The 25,707-nt window shown below is 37.9% G+C and carries 26 protein-coding genes; 10 read left to right on the forward strand and 16 right to left on the reverse strand.

Features of this window, described 5'->3' with window-relative positions:
* Nucleotides 1–17 precede the first annotated feature (17 nt).
* From rlmN to BS34_RS0107815, 6 genes are all read right to left on the reverse strand, one after another.
* Entirely contained in the window at nucleotides 18–1,172 is a 1,155-nt protein-coding gene (rlmN, locus tag BS34_RS0107790) for a dual-specificity RNA methyltransferase RlmN (protein ID WP_051640744.1), read from the reverse strand.
* Entirely contained in the window at nucleotides 1,172–1,594 is a 423-nt protein-coding gene (gene ndk / locus BS34_RS0107795; RefSeq protein ID WP_029407967.1) for a nucleoside-diphosphate kinase, read from the reverse strand. The genes rlmN and ndk overlap by 1 nt, the downstream gene beginning before the upstream one ends.
* Nucleotides 1,595–1,723: 129 nt before the next feature.
* Nucleotides 1,724–2,050, reverse strand: coding sequence for a HesB/IscA family protein (locus tag BS34_RS0107800; protein WP_029407968.1), 327 nt, complete (start codon nucleotides 2,048–2,050; stop codon nucleotides 1,724–1,726).
* A 56-nt stretch (nucleotides 2,051–2,106) separates the two neighbouring features.
* Nucleotides 2,107–2,538 carry an Rrf2 family transcriptional regulator gene (locus tag BS34_RS0107805; protein ID WP_038126321.1) on the reverse strand — a complete coding sequence of 144 codons (432 nt, stop codon included), beginning with the start codon at nucleotides 2,536–2,538 and terminating at the stop codon, nucleotides 2,107–2,109.
* A gap of 83 nt (nucleotides 2,539–2,621) precedes the next feature.
* Entirely contained in the window at nucleotides 2,622–3,425 is an 804-nt protein-coding gene (gene cysE / locus BS34_RS0107810; RefSeq protein ID WP_029407970.1) for a serine O-acetyltransferase, read from the reverse strand.
* A 2-nt stretch (nucleotides 3,426–3,427) separates the two neighbouring features.
* Nucleotides 3,428–4,240, reverse strand: a complete 813-nt coding sequence (locus tag BS34_RS0107815; protein ID WP_051640745.1) for an RNA methyltransferase — start codon at nucleotides 4,238–4,240, stop codon at nucleotides 3,428–3,430.
* A gap of 452 nt (nucleotides 4,241–4,692) precedes the next feature.
* On the opposite strand from BS34_RS0107815, the gene BS34_RS0107820 reads away from it, so the two are divergent.
* Nucleotides 4,693–5,502, forward strand: coding sequence for an inositol monophosphatase family protein (locus BS34_RS0107820; protein WP_029407972.1), 810 nt, complete (start codon nucleotides 4,693–4,695; stop codon nucleotides 5,500–5,502).
* Between the two features lie 63 nt (nucleotides 5,503–5,565).
* Here the strand turns inward: BS34_RS0107820 and rimI are convergent, their stop codons facing one another.
* The 6 genes from rimI to BS34_RS0107850 all read right to left on the reverse strand — a co-directional run bounded on the left by rimI (nucleotide 5,566) and on the right by BS34_RS0107850 (nucleotide 10,659).
* On the reverse strand, nucleotides 5,566–6,063 hold the full coding sequence (gene rimI / locus BS34_RS0107825; RefSeq protein ID WP_084151593.1) for a ribosomal protein S18-alanine N-acetyltransferase: 498 nt from the start codon (nucleotides 6,061–6,063) through the stop codon (nucleotides 5,566–5,568).
* A 41-nt stretch (nucleotides 6,064–6,104) separates the two neighbouring features.
* Nucleotides 6,105–6,758, reverse strand: a complete 654-nt coding sequence (locus tag BS34_RS0107830; RefSeq protein ID WP_029407974.1) for a hypothetical protein — start codon at nucleotides 6,756–6,758, stop codon at nucleotides 6,105–6,107.
* 7 nt (nucleotides 6,759–6,765) lie between these two features.
* Complete coding sequence (locus tag BS34_RS0107835; RefSeq protein ID WP_029407975.1) at nucleotides 6,766–8,307, reverse strand: 2-isopropylmalate synthase; 1,542 nt, start codon at nucleotides 8,305–8,307, stop codon at nucleotides 6,766–6,768.
* 329 nt (nucleotides 8,308–8,636) lie between these two features.
* A complete protein-coding gene (pssA, locus tag BS34_RS0107840) occupies nucleotides 8,637–9,530 on the reverse strand; it encodes a CDP-diacylglycerol--serine O-phosphatidyltransferase (protein WP_084151594.1) in 894 nt (297 codons plus the stop codon).
* A gap of 193 nt (nucleotides 9,531–9,723) precedes the next feature.
* Nucleotides 9,724–10,239 carry a DsrE/DsrF/DrsH-like family protein gene (locus BS34_RS0107845; RefSeq protein ID WP_029407977.1) on the reverse strand — a complete coding sequence of 172 codons (516 nt, stop codon included), beginning with the start codon at nucleotides 10,237–10,239 and terminating at the stop codon, nucleotides 9,724–9,726.
* Between the two features lie 207 nt (nucleotides 10,240–10,446).
* Entirely contained in the window at nucleotides 10,447–10,659 is a 213-nt protein-coding gene (locus BS34_RS0107850) for a sulfurtransferase TusA family protein (protein WP_029407978.1), read from the reverse strand.
* Nucleotides 10,660–10,899: 240 nt separating this feature from the next.
* Between BS34_RS0107850 and BS34_RS0107855 the strand changes: the two genes are divergently transcribed.
* The 5 genes from BS34_RS0107855 to soxA all read left to right on the forward strand — a co-directional run bounded on the left by BS34_RS0107855 (nucleotide 10,900) and on the right by soxA (nucleotide 14,746).
* Complete coding sequence (locus tag BS34_RS0107855; RefSeq protein ID WP_051640747.1) at nucleotides 10,900–12,372, forward strand: M48 family metallopeptidase; 1,473 nt, start codon at nucleotides 10,900–10,902, stop codon at nucleotides 12,370–12,372.
* Nucleotides 12,373–12,550: 178 nt separating this feature from the next.
* On the forward strand, nucleotides 12,551–12,931 hold the full coding sequence (gene soxX / locus BS34_RS0107860) for a sulfur oxidation c-type cytochrome SoxX (protein WP_029407980.1): 381 nt from the start codon (nucleotides 12,551–12,553) through the stop codon (nucleotides 12,929–12,931).
* A 35-nt stretch (nucleotides 12,932–12,966) separates the two neighbouring features.
* Nucleotides 12,967–13,437 carry a thiosulfate oxidation carrier protein SoxY gene (gene soxY / locus BS34_RS0107865; protein ID WP_029407981.1) on the forward strand — a complete coding sequence of 157 codons (471 nt, stop codon included), beginning with the start codon at nucleotides 12,967–12,969 and terminating at the stop codon, nucleotides 13,435–13,437.
* A 56-nt stretch (nucleotides 13,438–13,493) separates the two neighbouring features.
* The gene (gene soxZ, locus BS34_RS0107870) at nucleotides 13,494–13,805 is read left to right on the forward strand and encodes a thiosulfate oxidation carrier complex protein SoxZ (RefSeq protein ID WP_029407982.1); all 312 of its coding nucleotides are present in this window, start codon (nucleotides 13,494–13,496) and stop codon (nucleotides 13,803–13,805) included.
* A gap of 110 nt (nucleotides 13,806–13,915) precedes the next feature.
* Nucleotides 13,916–14,746 (forward strand): sulfur oxidation c-type cytochrome SoxA, encoded by an 831-nt coding sequence (gene soxA, locus BS34_RS0107875; protein ID WP_029407983.1) that lies wholly within the window; start codon nucleotides 13,916–13,918, stop codon nucleotides 14,744–14,746.
* A gap of 370 nt (nucleotides 14,747–15,116) precedes the next feature.
* Here soxA and BS34_RS0107880 read toward each other — a convergent pair whose 3' ends face one another.
* Together BS34_RS0107880 and ilvD are read right to left on the reverse strand one after the other, a co-directional pair.
* Nucleotides 15,117–15,518, reverse strand: a complete 402-nt coding sequence (locus tag BS34_RS0107880) for a tellurite resistance TerB family protein (protein ID WP_029407984.1) — start codon at nucleotides 15,516–15,518, stop codon at nucleotides 15,117–15,119.
* Between the two features lie 19 nt (nucleotides 15,519–15,537).
* Complete coding sequence (gene ilvD, locus BS34_RS0107885; RefSeq protein ID WP_029407985.1) at nucleotides 15,538–17,397, reverse strand: dihydroxy-acid dehydratase; 1,860 nt, start codon at nucleotides 17,395–17,397, stop codon at nucleotides 15,538–15,540.
* Nucleotides 17,398–17,496: 99 nt separating this feature from the next.
* On the opposite strand from ilvD, the gene argA reads away from it, so the two are divergent.
* Nucleotides 17,497–18,783: an amino-acid N-acetyltransferase gene (argA, locus tag BS34_RS0107890; RefSeq protein ID WP_029407986.1), complete on the forward strand. Its 1,287-nt coding sequence runs from the start codon at nucleotides 17,497–17,499 to the stop codon at nucleotides 18,781–18,783.
* Nucleotides 18,784–18,803: 20 nt separating this feature from the next.
* On the forward strand, nucleotides 18,804–19,448 hold the full coding sequence (gene rnt, locus BS34_RS0107895; RefSeq protein WP_029407987.1) for a ribonuclease T: 645 nt from the start codon (nucleotides 18,804–18,806) through the stop codon (nucleotides 19,446–19,448).
* Between the two features lie 150 nt (nucleotides 19,449–19,598).
* Here rnt and grxD read toward each other — a convergent pair whose 3' ends face one another.
* On the reverse strand, nucleotides 19,599–19,961 hold the full coding sequence (grxD, locus tag BS34_RS0107900) for a Grx4 family monothiol glutaredoxin (protein WP_029407988.1): 363 nt from the start codon (nucleotides 19,959–19,961) through the stop codon (nucleotides 19,599–19,601).
* Between the two features lie 288 nt (nucleotides 19,962–20,249).
* Nucleotides 20,250–22,073 (reverse strand): N-acetylglutaminylglutamine amidotransferase, encoded by a 1,824-nt coding sequence (locus BS34_RS0107905; RefSeq protein WP_029407989.1) that lies wholly within the window; start codon nucleotides 22,071–22,073, stop codon nucleotides 20,250–20,252.
* 249 nt (nucleotides 22,074–22,322) lie between these two features.
* Between BS34_RS0107905 and BS34_RS0107910 the strand changes: the two genes are divergently transcribed.
* Together BS34_RS0107910 and BS34_RS0107915 are read left to right on the forward strand one after the other, a co-directional pair.
* Nucleotides 22,323–23,222: an alpha/beta hydrolase gene (locus BS34_RS0107910; RefSeq protein ID WP_029407990.1), complete on the forward strand. Its 900-nt coding sequence runs from the start codon at nucleotides 22,323–22,325 to the stop codon at nucleotides 23,220–23,222.
* Nucleotides 23,223–23,225: 3 nt separating this feature from the next.
* Entirely contained in the window at nucleotides 23,226–25,424 is a 2,199-nt protein-coding gene (locus tag BS34_RS0107915; protein WP_029407991.1) for a bifunctional diguanylate cyclase/phosphodiesterase, read from the forward strand.
* The last annotated feature ends 283 nt before the right edge of the window (nucleotides 25,425–25,707 follow it).

Here is a 25,707-nt window from a genome sequence, read left to right on the forward strand (position 1 = left end):
TTTCCATATAAAACTTATTAGTTTAAGGGTTTTCCATCAAATTCAACTCTGTGAAGAGTGCGCTTAGTTCTATCTGAGACTTTACCGGCAAGTTGTCCACAAGCCGCATCAATATCATCACCACGAGTTTTTCTGACCGTTACATTCAAAGAGCCAGCCTCAAGAATTGCTCTAAAACGATGAATGGCATTATTTGAAGAACGCTTATATTCAGTATTAGGAAAAGGGTTAAAAGGAATTAAATTCACTTTACAGGGTAAATCACGAAGCAGTTTAACCAGTTGCTCAGCATGTTCTGTTTTATCATTAACCTTATCTAACATGACATATTCAACGGTAACATGCTTTTTACTGTGGCCACCTTCAACATAGCTATGAAGGCTAGGCATTAATACTTCTAGTGGATATTTCTGATTAATCGGCACTAAAATATCTCTTAAAGCGTTATTTGGTGCATGTAATGAAATAGCCAAACTAACATCAACTTCTTCTTTAATTTTATCAATTGCCGGAACGACTCCTGCCGTACTAATGGTTACTCGTCTTTTAGATAAACCATATGCAAAATCATCCATCAAAATTCTAGCTGCCGGAAACGTATGCGTAACGTTAAGCAAAGGTTCACCCATTCCCATAAAGACAACATTTGAAATTCTACGCTCTTCTTTTGGTTTACAACCTAAAGCTTTATTGGCCACCCACATTTGGGCAATAATCTCCCAATTTTCAAGGTTGCGATTGAAGCCTTGCTGACCGGTAGAACAAAAACTACACTCTAAAGCACACCCTACCTGAGAAGAAATACACAAAGTACCTCGATTTTTTTCAGGGATAAAAACGGCCTCAACAGAATTATGGTTATCAACTTCAAGTAACCACTTAATTGTGCCATCTTCAGAAATTTGTTCGGCTACAATTTTAGGCGTTCTAACTTGCGCTACCATTAAAAGCTTTTCTCTTAAAGCTTTGCTTAAGTTAGTCATCTCTTCAAAGTCACTGACCCCAAACTGATGAATCCATTTCATTACTTGACCGGCTCTAAAAGGCTTCTCTCCAATTGAGGTAAAGAAGGCTTCCATTGCTTTGCGATCCATACCTAAAAGGTCCATTTTTTCAGGCGGATTCTGCACATTATTGTCTGCAGATTTTTGAGTCACGTTGCTATTAGTCATTAGTTTCTAGAGCACAATTCATTTTCATTAAAGAAAAAAGCGATTTCTCTAGCGGCACTTTCAGGCGAGTCAGAACCGTGTACTGAGTTTTCACGAACGGATAGCGCAAAATCTGCTCGAATCGTTCCTGCATCAGCTTTAGATGGATCAGTAACACCCATGATTTTACGATTTTTAGCAATCGCATCTTCGCCTTCTAAAACCTGAACAATAATAGGATTAGATAACATATAAGACACTAATGGCTCGTAAAAATCACGACCCTTATGTTCTGCATAAAACCCTTCTGCTTGTTCGACAGTTAAGCAAATCATTTTAGAGGCAACAACACGTAAACCATTATCTTCAAAACGTTGAGTAATCTGACCAATTAGATTTCGAGAAACCGCATCTGGCTTAATAATTGAGAATGTTCTTTGCATCTTGCAAATCCTTTAATTTTTAATCGGCATATTTTAACAATAAATAGACAAAACTGCAGAAAAACAAAACCCCGGACTTATGCCGGGGCTTTTTTTAACAATATGGCAAATAACTATGCAACAAAAGCTCTAGACAGTAAAGGATTCTCCGCATCCACAACTCTCTTTGACTTTAGGATTTTTAAACTCAAAACCCTCATTCAGTAAACTTTCTTGAACATAGTCAATTTCCATTCCATCAATATTTTCAAGACTTTTAGAATCAACCACCACTTTGGTGCCAAAACTTTCAAAAACTTGATCACCATCTTTAAGGTCGTCAACATAATCGACAACATAAGAAAATCCAGCGCAGCCGCTTACTTTAGTCGAAACGCGTAAACCCTGACCCCGGCCTCGTTTAGCAATCATCTTTTTTACGCGGTTTGATGCCGCTTCAGTTAATGTTACAGCCATTTTTTATTCCTAATTTATTAAAACTTATAACCGTCGAAGTTATAAGAAAAGAAAACTTAACCAAAAGTAATTTCTTTTAAATTTGTATGGTTTTTATCGACAACACCTTGAAGTGTAATATTTTTTAAAAACGCATCAATAGTATCACTTAAGTCTGACCAAAGAGAATGCGACAAACACTCATCCCCACCTCGACAATTAGACTTTCCAGCACACTTACGAGCATCTACCGATTCATCTACTGCTCTTATAATCTCGCTAATTGAAATCTCTGAAGCAATACGACTTAAACGATAGCCCCCACCAGGGCCACGAGCACTTGACACTAAACCCGCTTTTTTTAACTTAGCAAACAACTGTTCTAAATAAGAAAGTGAAATACCTTGGCGTTCAGAAATTAATGATAGTGTAATCGCACCTTTATCTTGATTTAATGCAATATCAATCATTGCTGTTACCGCATATCTGCCTTTAGAGGTTAATTTCATTTTATTTCATTCCTTAAAAATAATATAAGGATTTTATAATAACCAAGTAATTAACTCAAGAATTATTCATCACATAAAATACTTTATTCCGGCTTAGGTTCACTATTTTTCTTTTTTAAATGCGCAGCTTGTTCAGGATCACTGGGTTCCAGCACAACATCATCCAGGCCTGGCATATCCATATCAATGGAAACGCCCCCCATCTCAGAGAGAGAGTTTGCTAACCTTTCAAGCTTTTCATCTTGCACCTGAATATGATCCAGCAAACTATAAATCGCCTTTTCAATAGGATCCTGAGCTTCTTGACTGACACCATAAGCATCAAATCCAATTTTTTCTGCCATTTTGGCACGACGAACTTCTGCATCATCCTTTTGCTGCTTAACCACTCGACCAGGAATACCTACCACCGTTTCACCTTGAGCCACAGCTTTTAATACAACCGCATTTGAGCCTACACGTGCATCGTCGGCAATTTCAATAGGACCCAGAACTTTTGCCCCTGCCCCTACAACCACACCATTACCCAACGTGGGATGTCGTTTACCTTTTTGCCATGACGTCCCACCCAAAGTCACACCATGATACAGGGTACAATCATCACCAATTTCTGCGGTTTCACCAATCACAACCCCCATACCATGATCAATAAAAAACCTTTCACCAATTTTTGCAGCAGGATGAATTTCAATACCGGTTAGCCATCGTGCCAAACCTGAAATAAAACGTGCTAACCACTTCCACCCTAGATTCCAAAACCAATGAGCAAAGCGATACCACAACAAAGCATGTAAACCAGGATAGGTGGTTAACACTTCAAATGTATTTCTTGCTGCAGGATCTCTATCAAAAACACAACGAATATCAGATTTTAATCTTTTAAACACGTTTAACTCTCCACCTTGTCATTTTTTGAGTTTTCATCGATTTCATGACCTGCTTTTTGCCCGACTATTTGACCCAATGCCTGCCTTTGCGCCGCGGTTAAAATACCCCTTAAGATATCAATCTCTTTAACATCCAATTGTGAACGATTAAATAAACGACGCATTCGACGCATAAATCTCGCATTTTTAGCGGGATCTAAAAACTCAATATCTTGCAATGCTTGAAATAGATGGTCATAAAAACCTTCCAGTTGCTCAGTAGAAGCTAATTTATGGCGATATCCTTTACTGTGCACTGATTCTATTTCAGTTGCCATTAAACATTCGTAAGCAAACACCTGTACAGCGGCACCAATATTAAGTGAGCTATAAACCGGATTTGTTGGAATATGTGCTAAATAATGACATTTATCCATCTCTGCATTACTTAATCCAGAATCTTCACGCCCAAAAACCAAGGCAACCTCACCCTCTTCAACGGTTTCTAAAGCCATTTTAGCCGTTTCTCTTACATCCAACTGTGGCCATGAAACTTTTCTTAAGCGCGCACTCGCTCCAACCACTAACTTTGTACCCGCTAAGGCCTCATCTAAACTGCTAACTACTTTTGCATCATTCAAAACATCTGTTGCACTTGATGCTCTTGCTGAAGCGATTTGACTGGGAAACTCTTTAGGATTCACTAGAACTAATTGACTTAATCCCATATTCTTCATTGCACGGGCAATACCGCCAATATTCCCAGGGTGAGACGTTTCAATTAATACAACTTTAATTTTTGATAAGCCTGGGTTAAGACGGTAATCTTCAATCATTTATCTCTTTTCCGTTATAATCTAACAAATTGAGACCTTTGCACAAGAGTATGCACGAGTAAAAATGGCTAAAATTCACCCGATTTATGTTGAAAAACTTGCGAATAGCTAGCTATTCCCTACGTTTTCCGCCGCAATCAGGCAAATTTTACCTCATTTTTCTTTCGCACCTATCTCGTGCAAAGGCCTCAAATTAATTTCTGCTTGTACATGGGTTAGCACCTTTGCAAGAGTCGATGAATGGTTAAAAAAGGCTATAAAGCTCTATCTTCAGCCTAAAAAATCCGCCCCAATAGTAAACTATCATGCGGTTTTATTAGACTAAATCTAAAGAGTTTTTCACTTTTTCTTACACCCCCGACTCACGTAAAAAGGTCTACTCAAGGCAGACATTCTACCCGTTCGTTAACAATTTAGACATCATCATAGTCAAAAGCATAGGACAAATACAGATGCATCCACTACTAAATATTGCAATGCAAGCCGCAAGAGCCGCTGGCGGAAACATTCTTCACCACCTTGACCGTATAGATCAACTCACTGTTGAGCACAAAGGTAGAAACGATTACGTCAGTGAAGTAGATAAAGAAGCTGAAAACACCATTATTCAGACGATTAAAAAATACTACCCTGATCACGACATTCTGGCTGAAGAGAGTGGCGCATCAAAAAAACACGGTAAAGCCTCAGACGTAAGATGGATTATTGACCCTCTCGACGGTACAACAAACTTTTTACACCAATTCCCACAATTTAGCGTATCAATTGCCATTGAAGTAAAAGGTAAAATTGAGCATGGTCTTGTTTTTGACCCTATTCGAGATGAAATGTTTACAGCAACCCGTGGTAGTGGTGCCTTTCTAAACAATCATCGCCTTCGCGTTAGCCCGCAAAAAACACTAGACAATGCACTACTTGCAACAGGCTTTCCTTATCATGATTTTAGCTATATTGATGCTTACATGGCGAGTTTCAAATCCTTTATGATGTCAACCGCCGGTATTCGCAGAGCAGGTTCAGCCGCTTTAGATTTAGCCTATGTTGCGTGTGGACGTGTAGATGGTTTTTGGGAATTTAATTTAAAGCCTTGGGATATCGCTGCAGGCGCTATCATTATTAAAGAAGCCGGTGGCTTAGCAACAGACTTTAATGGTGGTGATAATTTTCTTAATAGCGGAAACATCTTAGCGGCAAATCCAAAACTTTATAAAGAGATGGCGCAAACTATTGGTAAAACCGTGCCAACTGAATTAAGAAAGTAATCTCTTTTTTAAATTTAAAACAGTCCTTAAAAACTTACCAGGCCTGGTAAGTTTTTAAGGAACTTAGCCTCTCTGCAAAGAATAAGACATCAAAATCGCATCTTCGCGATCATCTACTAATTCAAGTTGCTCTTCATCCCATGACTGGGAACGATAATACCCTTTACGAACACCATCTTCGGTAAATCCCAAAGCACGATATAAAATTTGAGCTGGCGTATTTGACTCTCTCACCTCCAAAAAAACCATCTTATAATTACTGGCCTTTAAAGTAGACAATATTTTTAAAAATGCCTTTTTAGCAATACCCCGCCTTTGAAACTCGGGTGAAACACAAATATTTAAAATATTGGCTTCATCCAAAACGGGCAAAATACAGCAATACCCTAATATATTATCTTCTGAATCACAAAAAACATAGTTCAAACCTTGGTCTAAAGCTTTTTCAAAACCATTAAAACTCCACGGATAGTCATAAGACTTTAACTCAATTTCATAAACTTGAGAAAGATCCGATTCATCCATTGGACGTAGATAACTAAAAAGGGAATTTTTTGACATAGATTCAAACGATAATTAAATGAGTCACTAAGTAAGTGAACTTAAACAGAACCATTCACCGCTAAAACAGAATGATAAAAACTTTGCTTAGAATAGGGATCAGATAACATTGATTCAAAGTCAGGCACAGACACAACCTGCACACCTTCAGCTAATTGCTCCACAATGTCGTGTTCCTCATCCATGGTCAGCAACCACTCAACCCCTAAATCAATCACCTCTTCCATAGTAGAAAAAACCATATCATCAGAGACCAATAGCTCGGTATCAAAAAAGACGACCTGAGATTCATCCCAATTGAAAGCCAGCAAAATATTTTGCCATAATTGCCAAGCAACACTCGTCTCATCCTGCCAAATACTTTCTAAACCAGGCCCAATTAAGACAACTGCATTCTCAATTAAAGTATTTGATACCGCTTCCTTATTACTTTTATTGGTAACAGAAGCATTAGAATTCTCAGAAGGAATATTTACAGATTTCTCTGCGTTTTCACTCTGAGAGATAGATGATATGTCTTCATCTTTGTTATCAATATCTGCAACATGCTCTTGAACAACTTCAGCAATCCCGGCTTCGGCCATCTTTGCAACTGAGTTTTCTTGAATCGCTTCAGAAAACCAACCAGGCTTGGTAACCCAATTTACGCCGCCGAGCTGTTCAAACAAATCAGAAGAAAACTTTGAATCACTCATTAACTATTTAAACCGGAGCTTGAGGGTGAGCTTTATTCATATCAGATTCCAGCTTATTTAATGCATTAATATAAGCTTTAGCAGAAGCAGTAACGATATCTGTATCCGACCCCTGACCATTAACTATACGGCCACCTTTTTCTAAACGTACTGAAGTTTCCCCTAATGAATCCGTTCCATTTGTCACATTACTGACAGAATAAAGCAGTAATGAGGAACCGGATTCAACCAAAGATTCTATTGCCTTAAAAGTTGCATCCACAACTCCGCTGCCGGTTGATAAAGCACTTGCTTCATTACCATCAACCCACAAAGTCACATCGGCTTGCGGACTTTCACCCGTTTCAGTAGATACTTTTAAAGAAACCAAGCGATAACAATTTTCAACACGCTGAATATTGTTATCGGTTACTAAAGACTGCAAGTCTTCATCATAAATTTCATGCTTACGATCCGCTAATTCTTTAAATCGAACAAAAGCCTCATTCAACTCTTGCTCAGTTTCAAACTCAATACCCAACTCTTCTAAACGTGTTTTAAATGCATTACGCCCGGAGTGTTTACCCATAACCATTTTATTGGTACTCCAGCCTACATCTTCAGCGCGCATTATTTCATAGGTTTCACGGTGTTTAAGCACACCATCTTGATGTATCCCTGATTCATGTGCAAAGGCATTAGCTCCGACTATCGCTTTATTTGGTTGAACTGGAAAACCAGTAATATTTGATACTAAACGAGAAGCTGCAAGAATTTCCTGGGTATTAATTCGAGTGTCAACGGTAAAGATATCTTGACGCGTTTTAACCGCCATCACCACTTCTTCTAAAGCAGTATTACCTGCTCGCTCACCCAAACCATTAATCGTACACTCTATTTGGCGCGCCCCATTTCTTACCGCAGCTAAAGAGTTGGCTGCAGCTAGACCTAAATCATTGTGACAGTGCGCTGAAAAAATCGCCTTATCGGAGTTTGGAATACGCTCAATCAATTCATTAAATAAATTTCCAAACTGATGAGGTAGGTTATAGCCAACGGTGTCAGGGATATTAATCGTTGTTGCACCCGCGTCAATCACCGCTTCAATAATTCTGCATAAAAAATCAATATCAGAACGCCCTGCGTCCTCTGGAGAGAACTCAACATCATCAGTAAAATCTCTAGCTCTCTTTACCGCCCAAATAGCTCTATCAACCACCTCATCTGGCGACATCTTTAGCTTTTTCTCCATATGAATGGGAGAAGTTGCTATAAATGTATGAATACGACCAGAGGCTGCTGGCTTAATTGCCTCACCCGCTTTAACAATATCGTTCTCAACCGCTCTAGCAAGACCACAAATAGTACTATCTTTAACTACAGAAGCAACCGCTTGAACCGATTCAAAGTCCCCTTGAGATGCCGCTGGAAAACCGGCCTCTATGACATCAACCTGAAGTTTTTCCAACTGCTTCGCAATACGGATTTTCTCTTCCTTAGTCATTGAAGCGCCAGGGCTTTGTTCACCGTCACGAAGTGTTGTATCAAAAATTACTAAATGGTCTTTCATAATATTTTTTCTCATCAAACTTTATATTTAGAGACCTTTGCACGAGATAGGTGCGAAAGAAAAATGAGGTAAAATCTGCCTGATTCTCGACTTACCCCTTCGGGCGTCGAGTTCTTTGTTTGCGGCGGAAAACGCAGGGAATAGCTAGCTATTCGCAAGTTTTTCAACAAAAATCGGGGGAATTTTAACCATTTTTACTCGTGCATACTCTCGTGCAAAGGTCTCATTTACTTGAAAGATTTGCTCGAGCAAGGCTCTTGCAAAACTCTCTATTTATATTTTTAACTTACTTGAATTCGCAGATTCAAGTAATAACCGCAATGTCTAAATTAAGGTTTTTTATCGATTTCTGAGCTCGCTATCTCTGATAAATCGTTATTTCCATCAGCATCAATGGCAGCATTAGAGTCCGTGCCATCTTTAGAGTCAGATGGCTCTTGTGGTTCTTGTGGCTCTTGTGACTCTTCAGAAACCTCAGAAGACTGTGCACCTTCTTTAGTAGATTTTCTTTGTGCTCGTGTTTTCTTCAACGTTAAAAGCGTAATAATAGGCCCAGAGATGGCATAACCAAAAAAGATTAAAAACAGTATTATTGCTGGTTCAATAGTAATAACCACAAAAATTAAAACAATGATCAATAAAGTAACAAATGGCACCTTATCTTTTAAGTTTAATTCTTTAAAAGAGCTAAAACGGGTATTGCTAACCATCATTAGACCCGCAAAAACAGTTAATATTAGTGCAACAACGGGTGTAATCGCAATATCAATATGATTACTCTCTACGACCCAAATCAAACCCGCTAAAAGTGCAGCCGCCGCCGGACTCGGCAAGCCTTGAAAATAACGTTTATCTGCAACTCCAACCTGTGTATTAAAGCGTGCTAAACGCAAAGCTGCGGCTACGGTATAAATAAAAGCGACCAACCAACCAAGCTTTCCAAAATCGATTAAAGTCCATTGAAATATTAAAATAGCTGGAGCTAATCCAAATGAAATCATATCTGCAAGACTGTCATATTCAGCACCAAACGCACTACAAGAATTTGTCATACGCGCAATACGTCCATCTAGTCCATCAAAAACCATAGCAAGTAAAATAGCAATCGCTCCCTGCTCAAATTGCCCCTGTATACCCGCTATAACTGCATAAAAACCAGCAAATAAAGCCGCTGTAGTCATAAGATTAGGTAACAGGTAAATACCTCTATTGAACGATTTCATATACGATTCTCAACTATGAATTTAACAATTAAAATTTATTTTTAGAGACCTTTGCACCCAAGAGCATAAACACGAAATAGGTGCGAAGGACTTTATTAGTCATATTCTATCAATATATCTATACATTGGATGAATGATTTAAGCCGTCAAACAAAACATTGTGTAATGAAACTTAAAACCAAGACTAGGAGTTTTATATATAAAGAGATTGATTTTTAGGAGTATTTGCAAAATAAGTCGCGGCACCAGCAAATTGCACTCCTTCAATAAAATCCGCTTCTTTGTACCCCATCATCTCCATCGTCATTTGACATACCGTCATTTTGACACCAAGCTCTAGGCACAATGACCTCAATTCTTCAACAGAGACTTGACCTTGCATTGCAAGGGTTTTCTTAAACCCCCAAGTTGCAAGTTTGCTCATACCTGGAAGAGTCCATACCAGGCCTGGCAATACTACATTCCAATCTATTTTTTTTAGCCATGCAGGACCAACAGGAGAATTTACTACCATTCCTGGATTACCCAATGGTGATACTTTTAAATGAGTCGTGTCCTTCAAAACCGCCTTTAGCCCATAAAAAGTAAAAAACAGTTCCACATCTTTTTCCATAGCAGCGGCAGTACTTGCCAAAATAAAAGTTGGATAAGCCCAATCTAAACTACCTTTACTATGAATAACACTTAACTGATTTGTATCTTCTTGCACAAGCTTTACCTTTACCTTAAATCAACTTTTAGCGTACATTGTATTAGAGACCTTTACACGAGAGTATGCGCGAGTAAAAATGGTTAAAATTCACCTGATTTTTGTTGAAAATCTTGTGAATAGCTAGCTATTCCCTGCGTTTTCCGCCGCAATCAGGCAAATTTTCCCTCATTTTTCTTTCGCACCTATCTCGTGAAAAGGTCTCTATTAATTTTGAATTTTAAATCGAATAACATTCTCATTAGCCATTAACTTGCAGCTCAACCCAGACTGTTCACAAAAAGCAGGAATATCTTTAAGCCCACTTTTATCACTTATTAACAATTCAACATTGATAATTTGATCTTTATTTTCCACCAAATACTTTTTCAATTTAATAATAGGCATTGGACAAACCAACCCTACAAAATTCAATTCCATTGCCTCAATCCTAATTGAGACCTTTACACGAGAGTATGAACGAATAAAAATGGTTAAAATTCACCTGCTTTTTGTTGATAAACTTGAGAATAGCTAGCTATTCCCTGCGTTTTCCGCCGCAACCAGGAAAATTTTCCCTCATTTTTATTTCGCACCTATATCGAGTAAAGGTCTCAAATTCAACTTTTTAATAAAAAATTAATCCATATAATAACTAAAAACAAAATGGATATTACATAAATGCACTCGGTTGCCTCTATCAAAAACAATGACTACAAAGCGATTTCATTAAAACTTGTGCTCGCTCTATGGATTTTACTACTTACATTTTCTGCTCAAGCTGAAAATTTACCTGACTTAGGCTCACCTGACTTAATTGAGTATGACCATCAAACGGAACAGGAACTTGGTAGAGCCTTTAATACCGCCTTACATACTCAATATGACATTTATAAAGACTTAGAAGTTAACGCATATATAAGAGAGCTAGGACACAAACTTGCCAGCTATACCGGTAACAATCGTAATTATCAATTTTACATTATCAAAGATTCAAGCATAAATGCTTTTGCAGGGCCTAACGGTGTCATTGGAATCCACACAGGGCTAATTGAAGCTACCCAGTCCGAAGACGAGCTCGCAGCCGTGATTGCTCACGAAATTTCACACGTTACACAAAACCACCTTTCAAGAAGATATGAATACTCAAACACCCAAGGTAGTTTAAACAGCATTGCAACTCTCATTGCTGCCATTTTAATCGGTACTCAAGACCCTACCGCAGGTATGGCTACTCTTATGGGCGGCATGGGATATAACATTCAACAGCAATTAAAAAACTCAAGACAACATGAATCAGAAGCTGATGCAATCGGCATAAAACTTCTTAACAAAGCTGGCTACAACCCGCATGCAATGGGTGCATTTTTTGGTCGGTTAAGCAAAGCGAACAATTTAAACACCCATAAAACACCAGAAATCTTACGCACACACCCTGTTTCAGACAATCGCCTTGCCCAAGCAGAGAACCGTGCACAAACAATGAAAAGAATCATTAGCGAACCGGTAAGCCATCTACAATTTATTAAGATGCGGATAAAAGATGATTACAAACTTAAAATAAAACAACCTGAATTAACCCAAAATGAAATTCAAAAATTAAACTGTTATCAATTAGGGATTAGCCATTTAAAGAAAGATTTAAAAAAACCTAAGTGCCTAATAAAAATGGCTACGCAAAAGGAAAGCTTCCCGGTTTTTACAACTTTACTTATACGTTTTTATACAGAACAAAACACAAAAATAAACAAACAAGAACTTAATGATTTTAAAAAACTCATAAAATTTAAACTTGAACTCTATCCAAACAACCCGAGCATACCCATTCTGTACAGTCGCTACTTACAAAAAAATGGAAAAACAAAAGAAGCCATAAAACTTCTACTGAAAACAGAAAACAAATTAAGTTATAAATATGAACTTTATAATGAATTAGCTGAACTGTATTCAAAAACTAAACAAGAAAGCTATATTGACATCAATCTTGCCAAAGAAAATCTTGAAATTGGTAATATAGAAAAAAGCCAATACTTCATAAAACAAGCTAAAGAAACCCTAAATACAAACAACAACAAACTTAAGCAAGAAATTTTTATTCTTGAAAACAAAATTTACAAATTATTGAAAAATAAAGATAAAAAAGAAAAACAATGACACGTCATAAAAAATAATTTCACCATGATTAAATATTGCTATCGCAATACAACCTCAAAAACCTTGCGTTTATTAAGTAACTGAGTAAGCTAACACCACAAAGAGCAATCTCTTTTGTTCATAATAAAAAATCCCAACATATAATGGGAACGTCGAAAGACACTTTTGGAGGAGAAGAATGATGAATTCTAAAATGAAGCAACTTTTAACTGCTTTAGCTATTTCAACCGCGGTAGTTGCTGCACCAATTTCAACTGTTCAAGCAGCTGAAAAAGGCGCATCAACGATTGAACAAGGCAAAAAACTTGCCTTTAGCAAATCAAAAGGTAATTGCCTTGCTTGCCATATGGCTGGTGACGGTACTATGCCTGGTAACATTGGTCCTGCTTTAATCGCGATGAAACTTCGCTACCCTGATAAGCAAAAGCTATTTGACAAAGTATGGGGTAAACCTGAAACGCGTACTGTACCCAACAGCATGATGCCTCAATTCGGGCAAAATGGCATTTTATCAGATGATGAAATCAACAAAATTGTTGATTACATTTATACTCTATAATTTTTATTAAACCTTAACCGGGAGTTTAAAACCTTATGAAACGTAGATCTTTCCTTAAAGGTACCCTAGCAACTGGCGCAGCAGCTGTAGCTGTTAACGCTGGCCTTCTAACACCTAACGTAGTATTAGCTGCAGACTGGAATTCAAAAGCATTTAAAGCTAAAACAACTGATGACGCATTGAATAGCGCTTTTGGTTCTGCTAGCGTTGCAGATTCTGGTGATATCAAACTTAAAGCACCTGCTATCGCAGAAAACGGTGCTGTAACACCTGTAACAGTTGATGCTTCTGGTATCGATGGCGTTGAGTCTATCGCTATCATGGCAAGCAAAAACACACATCCATTAGTTTGTGAATATAATTTCGGCGCTGGTGCACTTGGTTATGTTTCTACACGTATTAAAATGGGTAAAACAATGAATGTTGTTGCCGTTGTTAAAGCTGGTGGGAAACTACTTAAAGCTGAACAAGAAGTTAAAGTAACAATCGGTGGTTGTGGTGGTTAATCCCCACTGATATTACTTAATTTCTACAACATAACAAATTATTAAAAGGAAATAACATGTCTATTAAAATTAGAATGCGTGGTAAGTCAAAAGGTGGCGTAGCTCAAGTTAAAGCTCTAATCAAGCACCCAATGGAGTCTGGTGCTCGTATGAACAAAAAAACTGGTAAGCCATATCCAGCTAAGTTCATCGATATGGTTCAAGTTTCTGTAAACGGTACTGCTGCAGTTGACGCTCAGTGGTCTGGTGCAGTATCAGCTAACCCATACATGGCTGTAAAATTAAACGCAAATTCAGGTGATGAAGTAACTGTAAGTATTACTGACAACACTGGTGCAAAAGGTACTAAATCTATTAAACTTAAATAATAGTTTAAATTAGATTTATATCTTGGTATCAGTTGTAAAACTGGTACCAAAAAACTCTATTAAAAATATAATAATTAGAAATATACAGAGCTCTCGGACGGAGGATTAGAATGAAAAAAACACTACTAATCGCCTTATCATTAGGTGTGGCAGTAGGTGCTGCTTCAACATCAGCATTGGCTGTTGATCCAGAGATGGATCGTCAACAAGTCTTAAATTTCTTCACTGCAAAAAATCCAAAAATTGCACATAAAGAATATATTAATGGCGCATATATTTATGACGCAGATAAAAAGGCTCAATGGGAAGCCGCAGAAGAATTCCCTCCTTATTTAGATGACATTGATGCTGGTGAAGCTGAATGGAATAAACACCAGACGATCTATGAAAAATGCTTTGGTTCAGATGTGTCAAAAGTACGTGTTAAATACCCATACTTTGATGATGCGGCAAACAAGGTTGTAACCCTTGAAGGTTCTATCAATAAATGCCGTACTGACGCAGGTCTTAAAGCTTATAAAACAGGTAAAGGTAAACTTGCACAAGTTAGTGCTTACCTAGGTTATAACGCTCGCGGACAAATCATCAATGTTAAAATCGAAAGTGAAGGTGCTCGTAAAGCTTATGAAGCAGGACGTGCTGTGTTTACTCAGGTTCGTGGTCAGCTAGGGTTATCATGTGCTAAATGTCACGCATACAATGCTGGACGTAAAGCACGTTCAAACATAATGTCACCATTTTTAGGTCACCCTACTCACTTCCCTGTATACCGTGCTAAGTCACAATCTTTACATACCTTAGAAGGACGCTATGTGGGTTGTATGAAAAACATGCGTGCTACACCGTTTAAACCTCAAAGTGCAGAATTCAAAAACTTAGAGTTTTTTGAAGCCTATGTTTCAAATGGTTTAGAAATCAATGCACCAGGTTACCGTGAATAATTGATCTTAAAAGATTAATTTATCTCACATCAAAACCCAGCACTGCTGGGTTTTTTTATGCCTACATTTTTTTAGAATAACTCAAATAAATTATCTTAATGAGACCTTTGCACGAGATAGGCGCGAAAGAAAAATGAGGAAAAATTTGCCTGATTGCGGCGGAAAACGCAGGGAATAGCTAGCTATTCGCAAGTTGTCGCCCAACGGAAGTGCCCTTGGGGTGCAACAAAAATCAGGTGAATTTTAACCATTTTTATTCGTGCATACTCTCGTGCAAAGGTCTCTTAATAAAATCAAGAATAAAAAAAACCGGCAAATGCCGGCCTTGTAAGTCAAATCAAGTCACTTTACAAAAATTAAACCTACTTGATTATCCTGCATCAAGCATTTGCTCACCTTCATAGACCCAGTCAAACCCTTGACGAACCCATGTTTCAATTCGCATTATCAATTCAGGGTCATTTAATCCCATTTTTTGCGCTATTAAAAAGACCTTATCCTGCTCTTCTTTTCCAAAGTGTCCATCTTTATATGAAAGTTTAATCAACTCTTGAAGAGTTATAATTCTTGACGTTTTTGTATCCAGAAGAGTGATGGCATCATCAATATTTACTTCGCCATTATCGAGATTATATTCAATTCCATAAGCACTACTAAAAGATTTTAAATATTGTATTTCTTCTTCAGATACATCATTATCAGCCGCCGCTAAATTAACGGCTAAATCAAATACAATCTGACGTTGTGCTTGAGTAAGTTTATTTGCAAACATTTATCTAAATCTCCAAAATTTATTTACGCTCTATTTGTTCAACGTTTCTAACAGCACCAAATGCAGCACTGGTTGTCATTGCTCCATAAGCTCTTAATGCAGCTGTTACTCTTCTTTCACGAGGCTTTTCTGGCTTCCAAGCATGTGCAGCACCCTTTGCTTCCATTGCTTCTCGACGTTTTTCAAACTCATCATCTGAGACTAGAGCGTTAATCGTACGATTAGGGATATCAATCTCAATCACATCACCATTTTGGACTAAGCCGATATTTCCACCTTCAGCGGCTTCAGGTGAACAATGCCCAATAGATAACCCAGAAGTTCCACCAGAAAAGCGTCCATCTGTTAACAAGGCGCACTCTTTCCCTAAGCCCTTAGATTTGAGATAACTGGTCGGGTAAAGCATCTCTTGCATGCCTGGCCCACCCTTTGGCCCTTCATAACGAATTAAGACCACATCCCCAGCAACCACTTCATTGCCTAAAATGGCGGCGACGGCAGCATCCTGGCTTTCATAAATTTTGGCATTTCCAGAAAATTTAAAGATAGACTCATCAACACCGGCAGTTTTCACAATACAACCATCTAAGGCAATATTTCCCTTAAGAACGGCTAAACCACCATCTTGGGTATAGGCATTTTCTATCGAACGGATACACCCGGTTTCATTATCCACATCAACGGTTTTCCAACGTTTAGACTGGCTGAAGGCTTCTGTTGTTCTGACATTTCCTGGTGCGGCTCTAAAGAAGGTTTCAATCGCTTCATTCTCACTGCGGCTGATATCCCATAAATCAATGGCTGCGCCCATAGAAGAGGCATGCACAGTGTGGACATCGGTATTAATCAAACCGCCTCTTTCAAGCTCACCTAAAATACGCATGATGCCACCGGCACGATGAACATCTTCCATATGATATTTTTTTGAATTGGGCGCAACCTTAACTAAACAAGGCACACGGCGTGAGATTTCATCCATATCCTGCATGGTAAATTCCACTTTTGCTTCGTGTGCCACGGCTAACAAATGCAATACAGTATTGGTAGAACCTCCCATTGCAACGTCTAAAGACATTGCATTTTGGAAGGCTTCAAAGGTGGCGATTGAGCGAGGTAAAACACTTTCGTCATCTTGCTCGTAATATTGTTTGGTAATTTCGACAATACGACGTCCGGCTTCTTCAAATAAATTTTTACGGTCAGCGTGAGTAGCTAAGGTTGTTCCGTTACCTGGTAAAGCAATCCCTAAGGCTTCCGCTAGACAGTTCATCGAGTTGGCTGTAAACATCCCAGAGCAAGACCCACAAGTTGGGCAGGCAGAAACTTCAACATCGTTTACATCGCTGTCAGAACGGGAATCATCAGCTGCCATGACCATAGCGTCGACTAAGTCTAATTTAATGCCTTCACCACCTAGAACCGTCTTACCAGATTCCATTGGTCCACCGGTGACAAATATCGTTGGAATATTCAGACGCATGGCGGCCATCATCATGCCTGGAGTGATTTTGTCACAGTTTGATATACACACTAAAGCATCTGCACAATGGGCATTACACATATATTCAACTGAATCCGCAATCAAGTCACGTGAAGGCAGTGAATAAAGCATACCGTCGTGCCCCATAGCAATCCCATCATCTACCGCAATCGTATTAAACTCTTTAGCGATACCGCCAGCTTCTTCAATGACTCTAGCAACCAGTTGCCCCATGTCTTTTAAATGAACATGACCAGGTACAAACTGAGTAAAAGAGTTGGCAACAGCAATAATCGGCTTACCAAAATCTTCTGTTCCCATTCCTGTGGCTCGCCAAAGAGCTCTTGCTCCAGCCATATTACGGCCATGCGTGCTGGTTTTTGAACGATAATCTGGCATAAAAAACTCCTTTTAAAGACGGTAAAGCTATTTCAACTTTAGACTTTACCTGTCAGACTGTTATACTTATTAAATTATTACACTTATTTTCGCACATTCATGCAGCAATCTGAATTAGATTTTATTAATACATTAAGACAATCCTCCCGTTACATTGAACAACACCGTGGAAAAACCTGTGTTGTTTACCTGCCGGGCGACTTTATATCGTGTAAAGAATCTGTCTCACAACTTTCTCAAGACATTGGTTTACTCTATAACTTAGGCCTTAAAATTGTTTTGGTGATGGGTGCATCGAGCCAGTTAAATAAAGCATTTAATGACGCTGGTATAAACTGGGAACTTCACCAACAATTTAGAATTACCCCAAGTGAATTAATTCCTGTTTTTCAAAAAACAATTGGATTACTTCGTAGCCAACTAGAAGCAACTTTTAGTCAGGCTAATTGCCAACAACCTAACCCACCGACGTTAGTTTCCGGTAATTGGGTTATTGCGCAACCTAAAGGCGTCATTAACGGTATCGATTTCCAGCATACCGGCAAACTCAGAAAGATTCGTCATCAAGCTATTTCTGATTGTTTAAATTCGGGCCAAGTTGCACTACTCACTCCAATAGCCTACTCTTTAACCGGCGAAGTATTCAATTTGAACACATTAGAGCAAGCCTGTCATATAGCCAGCGCAATTAATGCTGATAAATTAATGATTTATGGTTCTGACCAACAATTAGAAAGTCTTCCAAAACAGCTGAGTATTCCTCAACTAAATGCGATTACTAAAAACCCGGCTAACAATGAGCAAGGTCGCTTATTAAATCAAGTTAAACAGACAAGTTTCAAAGTAAAGAGAGTTCATTTAATTAATCAAAATGATCCAAGTGCACTTCTACTTGAACTATTTTCACGTGATGGCTCTGGAACACTTGTATTTAGTGATAGATACCACGAATTAAGACCGGCAACCATAGATGATGTAGGCGGAATTCTTGCATTAATAGACCCTCTTGAACAAGAAGGTGTCTTAGTTAAACGCTCACGTGAAAGACTTGAGCTCGAAATTGCCAACTTTATCGTCATTGAAAGAGACCAACTCATTATTGGCTGTGCTGCTCTGTATGCAAACGAAAACAACCTATCAGAACTTGCATGCCTAGCTGTTCATCCCGAATATCAAGGCCAAGAACTCGGTGATGAGCTCCTTAAAGCGGTAGAAGCCAATGCTTCAAAAATAAATGCAAAACAAATCTTCTTGTTAACAACCCATACTCACCATTGGTTTATTGAACACGGTTTTAGTCTTGCAGATATTTCAGTATTACCAGAAAAAAAACAATCCTTATATAATTTTCAACGACAATCTAAAGTGCTTGTCAAATCGCTGTAAAGAGCAGCTAAAGTGAATACATGAGCAAAGTGACTCAAATCAAAGACCGTTTTCGCGGTTTTTTACCGGTAGTAGTTGACGTAGAAACTGCTGGATTTAACCATCATACTGATGCCTTATTAGAAATGGCCGTTGTTACCTTAAAAATGGATGAAAACGGCAATCTTTCTCGTGATCAGAGCTATGAAAAAAATATCCTGCCATTTGAGGGAGCAAACCTAGAAGAAAATGCTTTAAAATTTATTGGAATGGAAGACCCGTACCACCCTTTTAGAAAGGCTGTTAATGAAAAACGCGCTTTAACAGAATTATTTACACCGATTCAACAACAAGTAAAAGCTACTGGTTGCACCCGTGCTATTTTGGTTGGACATAATGCTTTTTTTGACCTTAATTTTGTTCAAAAGGCGGCTGAACGTTGCAAAATTAAGTCGCCATTTCATGAATTTAGTACCTTTGATACCGTATCGCTGTCAGGTTTAGCTTATGGGCAAACCGTCTTAGCTAAAGCCGCTGCGTGCGCTGGAATGGAGTGGGACAACAACCTTGCTCACACAGCTGTTTATGACACTGAAAAAACAGCGGATTTGTTTTGTGAGATCGTTAATCAATGGCCTATAGAAAACAATAAATCTGAAGACAACAAATCAGAAAATTCTAAATAAAAAACTTAAATTTCATCAAGTTACCAGGCCTGGTAGTTTGAATATTTTCTAAGAGACTTTGCTCAAATCTATACTAAGTTAACGCTCCCATTAGTAATAAAAAAAGGCACTAAACAGTGCCTTTTATTAACTTAAACATGGTAAATAAGTTTAAGCGTTTGACTTTGCTTCATGCTTTGCATTTGCTTCAGCCATCATCTTTTTAAGCTCGCCAGACTCAGCTAACTCTAACGTAATATCACATCCACCTTGAAGCTCTCCATCAATATAAAGCTGAGGGAATGTTGGCCAATCTTGATATTTTGGAAGATACTCAAAAATAGTTGCATCCGCTAAAATATTCACAAAGGCAAATTTTTCTTCGGTTTCTGCTAATGCTTGAGCCGCACGGCTAGAAAAACCACAAGATGGCATTTGAGGGGTTCCTTTCATATAAATAACCACAGGATTATTGGTTACTTGGCTATGAATACGCTCTAATGTTTCTTTAACAATAGGATCTTGGTTTTCCATTCTTCTTTCCTTACTAGTTTTAATTCTTGACTATTTTACTAGGTTATACATAAAAAATATAGATAAAATTAGGGCAATATGAGACCTTTTCACGAGATAGGTGCGAAAGAAAAATGAGGTAAAATTGACCTGGTTGCGGCGGAAAGCGAAGGGAATAGCTAGCTATTCCCAAGTTGTCGCCCAACGGAAGTGCCCTTGGGGTACAACAAAAATCAGGTGAATTTTTACCCTCAAGGGGCACCTAGAACCATTTTTACTCGTGCATACTTTCGTGCAAAGTTCTCAGTATTAAATTGTTTTATCCACATGCTTTTGTAACCAAAACTCAAGTAATGCGGCATGCCATAATTTACTTCCTTGAATCGCAGTAAATGCTTCGGGAGCTTCTGGGTTTGCCAATAGCTCGGCGAGTTTTTCTTGATTAAAAATACCTCTTGCTCTTGCTTGTGGCGATGTAAGTAACGATTTCATATACTCAAAGAAATCACCTCGAACGTATTTTAAAGCAGGCATTGGAAAGGCAACTTTAGGCCGATCAATTATTTCATCAGGAACGATTCCACGACTAATCTCTTTTAAAATATGCTTCCCGTCATTTTTAAGTTTTAAAGCATCAGGAGCAGCCATAGCCACTTCAACCAAACCATGATCTAAAAAGGGTACGCGAGCTTCAAGGCCCCAAGCCATTGTCATATTATCCACTCGCTTTACAGGATCATCCACAATTAATGTGGTTACATCAAACCGTAAAACTTGATCTAAAAAAGTATCCGCGCCCTCATCAGTTAAACAATCACCAACATAATCAGAAGTCACATCATGAATATGATATTTTGGATTTATAACAGCAAGCCACTCATCATGCGAACGGTCAAAATAATATGGGGCAAAAGCACCAACCGCTTGCTGCGGTTTTTTCATATCTATATTTTTGCCTGCTTCAGCCATTTTGCTATACCAAAAATAACCGCCAAAAACTTCATCTGCTCCCTGGCCAGACATGACCACTTTGACATCTTTTGAGACTTGTTCGGATAAAAGATAAAAAGCCACGGCATCCTGTCCAACCATTGGCTCTGACATCGCCTCAACCGCTTCGTGTAAACGCGGCAACACTTCATTATTTGAGATTAAATACTTTTTATGGTCTGTTTGATAACGTTCCACCACTAAGTCTGAGAACTCAAATTCATTACCTTTTTCTTCTGGAGCATCCTCAAAGCCAATTGAAAACGTTTTAATATTTTCAACACCTGCCTCTGCTAAAAGAGCTACAACTAAACTAGAATCAAGTCCTCCAGACAAAAGCACTCCAACGGGGACATCTGAAGCTGTCAGCCTTTTATGAACAGCTTCTTTTAATGATTGGTGTATCTCATCAATCCACTCTTTTTCATTTTTAGGCGCAGGCAAATCATTTAATTTCTCAGGACGTTTTGCCTCTAAATGCCAAAAGCGTTTTTTATACATCTGACCATCTGGATTAATAATTAACCAATGTCCAGGCTCGAGCTTTTTAATCCCTTTTAAAATAGTATTAGGTGCAGGAATAACGGCATGAAGCGTAAGTTGATGATGCAAACCAACGGGATCAATATCGGTGTCAATTCCAGACGTATCTAATAACGCTTGCGTATTGGAGGCAAATCGAACACCACCATCAATCGGAGCATAATAGAGTGGTTTAATTCCCATTCGATCACGAGCAATAAGTAACTGATGTTGTTCGTCATCCCAAATAGCAAAAGCAAACATACCTTCAAATCGGCTAACACAATCCATTCCCCATTGACGATAAGCTTTTAATATAACTTCCGTATCAGAATGAGACTGAAATGTTTGACCTAACGCTTCAAGTTCTAATTTGAGTGACTCATAATTATAAATACAACCATTAAAAACCAGTGTTAAACCATCGTCTATCATAGGTTGATGGCCTGCTGTAGTTAAATCAATAATCGCTAGACGACGGTGTCCTAAACCCACATGTTCATTCAACCAAACACCTTCATCATCAGGCCCTCGACGCTCCATTGCCTTAAGCATAGGAGATATATTTATTTTTGACGCTTGACTACCATTCCAATAAATTTCGCCACAAATACCGCACATAAATTTTTCTCAAATATCTAATAAATTACTTAATAACGTATTTTAGCCATTTTTAAGTCAATAGATATGCTTTTCAAGAAAATACATTAAGAGTAATATTACGAATATATTCGACTTAAAACATTACAATTTCAGTTGAAAAGCTTATAATCGAACATAGAATTATTTAATTAGATTAGTTTTATCTAACCATTAATACTGGCTAACAATAGACAGAAAAGATTGACAAATACGTAGGTCACCTTAAACATGAATCGCATAAGAATTAAATTTAATACCTTAATCTCTACAAGCCTTTTAGCAGGTTTACTCTGTATTGCAGGAAATTCTTATGCCGAGACGATTACTCAAACCATCAAGCCGTTAAACATAGAAGCTGAAGCAAGATATATTAAACAAGATTCAGATAAGCCCGCTATATTAATTATTCATGGCTTTTTAACAACCAATCAATTTCACACAGTTGTGGCAATGGCTAAAGGTATTGAAGATGAAGGTTATACGACTTTAGCTCCCACTTTAACGCTGGATATTAATAAAAGAAAAAGTTCTTTAAAGTGCAACTCAATCCATACTCATACACTTGAAAAAGATGTTATTGAAATCAAAGATTGGGTTGACTGGTTAAAACAACAAGGTCATAAAAAAATTATTCTTGTTGGACACTCTAGTGGTAGCCAAGAAGTTCTCGAATACCTTAATACCTATCATGACAAAGCCGTTTCCGGGGCCATATTTACTAGCCTTTTTTACCTTAAAGGTAAAGAATTAGGAACCTTAGATAATGAGATTGTATTTGCTGAAGACTTGATTGCGAAAAAGCAAAATCGTCCGCACAAATACAGCTTCTTGTTTTGCAAAAACAATTACCTTGCCACACCTGAAAGTTATCTTTCTTACCTTAAATTAGACCGAAATTATGTTTTAAAAAGTTTACAAAATACAACGATACCAACATTTACTATTATGGGTGGTGCTGATAAACGTTATTTAAGTGTAGGTAAAGATTGGCTTACCGCTTTAGATAAATCGCCAACAGAGTTAATTATGGTTGACGGTGCTAACCATTTCTTTTCTAGTGAACATGAATTTGATTTGCAAGATCATTTAAATGAGATTATTTCAAATCTATCAACCCGGCAGGAATAGCCTGTGAAAGCCCCGATTTTTTTTAGAAAATCTATACGATTTTATTTTGCTTTTTTTCTTATCTTTGGCGTTACCCTTCTCTTAGTCGTAAACTTAGCTTTATATAATCAAGGACTAAATATTAGAGAAACGGTTCAAAAGCAATCAATATTACAAGCTGAAAATGAACTCTTAAAGACATTAAGCGTCTCTCTCAATCAATTACAAAAAGAAGCGTCATCACTTGCAGAATGGGATGAGGTTCATCAACAATTTCATGATCCTAGCTATTACTTTTTTTGGCATGATGAACGATTAAAAGAAAGTGGGTTTTTCAAACCCTATTATGATGATTTAGAACTTTATAAAACTAATAAAAAACTTTTAACTCCTGCTTCACCTGATGCAAAACAACATTTCTTTCTCCCTGATGAAATTAAATCAACCCAGCCAACTCTTGTTTTTACTAAAAACTTTGAAGTACATCTCAATATCTTCCAAGAGATAAAAAGCCGAGATTCTGAGAATACCATTGGTTACGTGGGTATCTCTCTTGACTTCTTATCGTATTTATTAAACACCAAAACTTTTTATTACCTAGACAAGTCCAGTATTAACTTATATGGAAGTGGTTCCGTTCCCTACTCGGAGATAATGCAACATATTCATTTCAAACCAGTTTCAAATCCGGTTAATGATTACCTTTGGCAACTCATTCAAGACTTTATTATCGAATTAATCATCATCATGTTAATTGTCAGTTTGATTTTAACGTTCTTTTTTAACATCACCATTTATCAACCTTTACAAATCATATCTAGTTACCTCCTACGTTTAAAAAACTCACCAAAAAAGACGCACCCTTTACCAAAAGAAACCTTTCTTCTTTCTGAACTAGATGAGCTAAAAAACTCACTTCATGATTATCATCGAGATTTGTTTAAAGTCCAAAATGAATTAGATAAACAAAACCAAGCCGTGTGGGACCAAGCACGTCGAGATGTATTAACTAACATTTACAATCGACGAGCTTTTGATGAGGCTTGGAATGAAACCGTTAGCCAGCATGAGAAAACCCCTTCTTTAACCGCCTTTATGCTATTTGATTGTGACTTTTTTAAAGCATTAAATGATACCTATGGGCATGAAGTGGGTGATGAGGTCATTAAACTTACCGCAGCGACTATTCAGCAGAGCCTTCCCCTTGATTGCCCTGCCTATCGTATTGGCGGCGACGAATTTGCCGTCATATTAAAAGAGAGAACCCCTGAAGAAACTATCAACATTGCTCAACATTGTTTAATTGCTTTAAATGAGGCTCCTTACAACCGTGTAGGGGTAAAAGAAACTCTTACCTTTAGTGTAGGAATTAGTAGCACCTTGGAAGATTTAACTAATGAAATCACAAACCTTCCCAGACAAGCTGATATGGCGATGTATAAAGCCAAACAATCGCTCAATGAAAAAGTTCAATGCTACCATCACAGTTTAGATTATGAATCTCTATCTTTAGTCTCTAATAATATTGTCAACACGGTTGTGAATGCGATTCATAACGGATCTGGAATTCAGATGCACTACCAACCAATTAAATCTATTAATAGTCAAAAAGTTTATTATGAATCACTAATTCGTATAAAACAGGATGAAGGTATCATTTATCCAAATGATATTTTTGCAGTAGTAAATCGTCGCCGATTAGAAGTTGAACTTGATCAACAAGTTATAACTTGCGTTCTACATGCTCTGCAAAACAATGAAATCCCCAAAGATACTGGCGTTTCAATCAACGTATCAGGAAAAACCTTATTACAAGCCAACTTTTGTGAACTATTTACTCCCTTTATCCCCTTTTTAGAAAAGTATAAAATTGTTATTGAGGTTACTGAAAATAGCTTAATCGATCATATGGACTACGCCCAAAAGGCCTTAAATTCGCTCCGTAAAGAGGGTTTTTTAATTGCCTTGGATGATTTTGGAAGTGGCTACTCCTCCATTCGATATCTAGCACACATGCCCGTTGATATTGTTAAATATGATATGAGTATGACCAATTCCCTAATGGGGAAAGACGTTCGGACACATAATATTTTAAAAACGACTGCTGAAATGATTATAGAGTCAGGATACGATTTGGTGATGGAAGGTGTAGAAACCGAAGAAATGCTAGAGGCTGTTCGTGAAGCGGGGGGCAACTCATATTCAAGGTTATTTAATTGGTAAACCAGTACCAATACCTGAAACGGTTTAATTCTTTAAAAGCTTTTATTGACCTTTAGAGACCTTTGCACGAGATAGGTGCGAAAGAAAAATAGGCGTAAGTACCCCTTGAGGGTAAAAAATTTGCCTGATTCTCGACTTACCCCTTCGGGCGTCGAGTTCTTCGTTTGCGGCGGAAAACGCAGGGAATAGCTAGCTATTCGCAAGTTGTCGCCCAACGGAAGTGCCCTTGGGGTACAACAAAAATCAGGTGAATGTTAACCATTTTTATTCGTGCATACTCTCG

The sequence above is a fragment of the Thiomicrorhabdus sp. Milos-T2 genome, from assembly GCF_000702325.1.
In the GTDB taxonomy this organism is placed as follows: Bacteria; Pseudomonadota; Gammaproteobacteria; order Thiomicrospirales; family Thiomicrospiraceae; genus Thiomicrorhabdus.